The organism is Okeania sp. SIO2B9, from assembly GCF_010672505.1.
GTDB classification, from domain to species: domain Bacteria; phylum Cyanobacteriota; class Cyanobacteriia; order Cyanobacteriales; family Microcoleaceae; genus Okeania; species Okeania hirsuta.
The window spans coordinates 1-1,384 of the sequence record NZ_JAAHGK010001601.1; the positions used below are offsets into that span (position 1 = coordinate 1).

1 protein-coding gene and 1 pseudogene are annotated in these 1,384 nt (G+C 30.4%); both read right to left on the reverse strand.

The features are described from left to right. Window positions 1–63: 63 nt before the first annotated feature. Complete coding sequence (locus tag F6K13_RS32995; protein WP_287289902.1) at window positions 64–1,089, reverse strand: glycosyltransferase family 4 protein; 1,026 nt, start codon at window positions 1,087–1,089, stop codon at window positions 64–66. Window positions 1,090–1,158: 69 nt separating this feature from the next. Then, window positions 1,159–1,384 (reverse strand): annotated as a pseudogene (locus F6K13_RS33000) (group 1 glycosyl transferase); the annotation flags it as partial.

Genomic DNA, 1,384 nt, shown 5'->3' on the forward strand with positions numbered 1-1,384 from the left:
TATTAAAGAAGATATTAATGGTAAAACTTTTGCTTTTGATGCAGAAATTAAAGAATATTGTGATTATATAATTTCTGCATCAAAAGCAAAAGTTTTACCATTAATATCTTCTTTAATTACAGTTGGAATACCTGCAAGATTTGTAGTCAAACAAGGCACTCCAAAAGCATTAGCTTCTATCAAAACATTAGGAGCACAATCTTCTCTAGTTGGCAAAATCATCAAATGAGAATCAGCTACTAATTGCCTCATTTTTGACTCTCCTTCTGGTTTTGATTTATCAATATATCCCACTATCTTAATAAAATCTGGCAAAGGCTTAATCTGAGGTTGACAGCCAATAATTGTCAATTCAGCATTAAAACCCATTTCATTTAACTGTTTAACAACTCCAACAGCAATATCTCCACCTTTTCTATCCCAATCTATGCCAGAAAAGATTAATTTACAAGGTTTTTCTTTTCTTGATTTAACAATATTTTCTACCTCTTCAAAAGTTCTTCCTGGCTTAAGTTCAATATTAGCGCCCCTGGGAATTACATAAATTTTCGATTCATTAACTTGGTAATGTTTAATAGCATTTTCAGCAGCCCAGTCTGAAGTAAATATCAAAAGTTTACATTTATCTATTGCTGCTTTTTCAATATTATATATACTTTTTCTAGTCTCTTGACAAATATTACTTAATGCTGGGTAGTAATCGACCAATGCTATTGTTAATGTATCTAACCACAAAACAATTGGTTGTTGACATTTCAAATATGCAACTGTTTGAACACCCTCTGTCGCCAGTACAATATCCGACTTTAATATAGATAGTTTTCGAGCTACCTGATAAGCATAATCTCGACATATTATTGGGTCTGCCCATCTGTAATAATCTTGTTTAAATACCTTACTATAGAGTAACCATTTACTTCTTGTCACCCATGAATAGTGTTTTTCTAGAGGACCAAGATAGTTAACAGTAATATCCTGACTTTCTAAAGTTTTTGCAATGTAACTATTTGAGCCATAATTCCCTTTTTTATTAGAAGGCCAGCTAGCAGGATTATGAACATCATAGGTTGTAGAATAAGCTATTTTCATAGATATATTTCTGATTTACTTATATATATTTATATCAAGTACAAATTAAATATTTCTACATCCTTAAGATTAACAATTATTCAAAACTTCCATAAATAGTTTCTTTGCTTTTTGACCAGCCACTGACCAATTGAGACGATACAAATATTCATTAAACGATGACATAGCTAATTGTTCATATTTTGGATAATTCGTCAAGTAATTAATTATATATTCACAATAATTATCTACTGAGGTATCTACCGAAAATATTTTGCCATTTATTTCATCCTTAATTACTGTGGGTATTCCAAAA

Excerpts from the sequence above, each read along its gene's own strand:
- F6K13_RS32995 (WP_287289902.1), bottom strand. The coding sequence starts at position 1,089 with ATGAAAATAGCTTATTCTACAACCTATGATGTTCATAATCCTGCTAGC.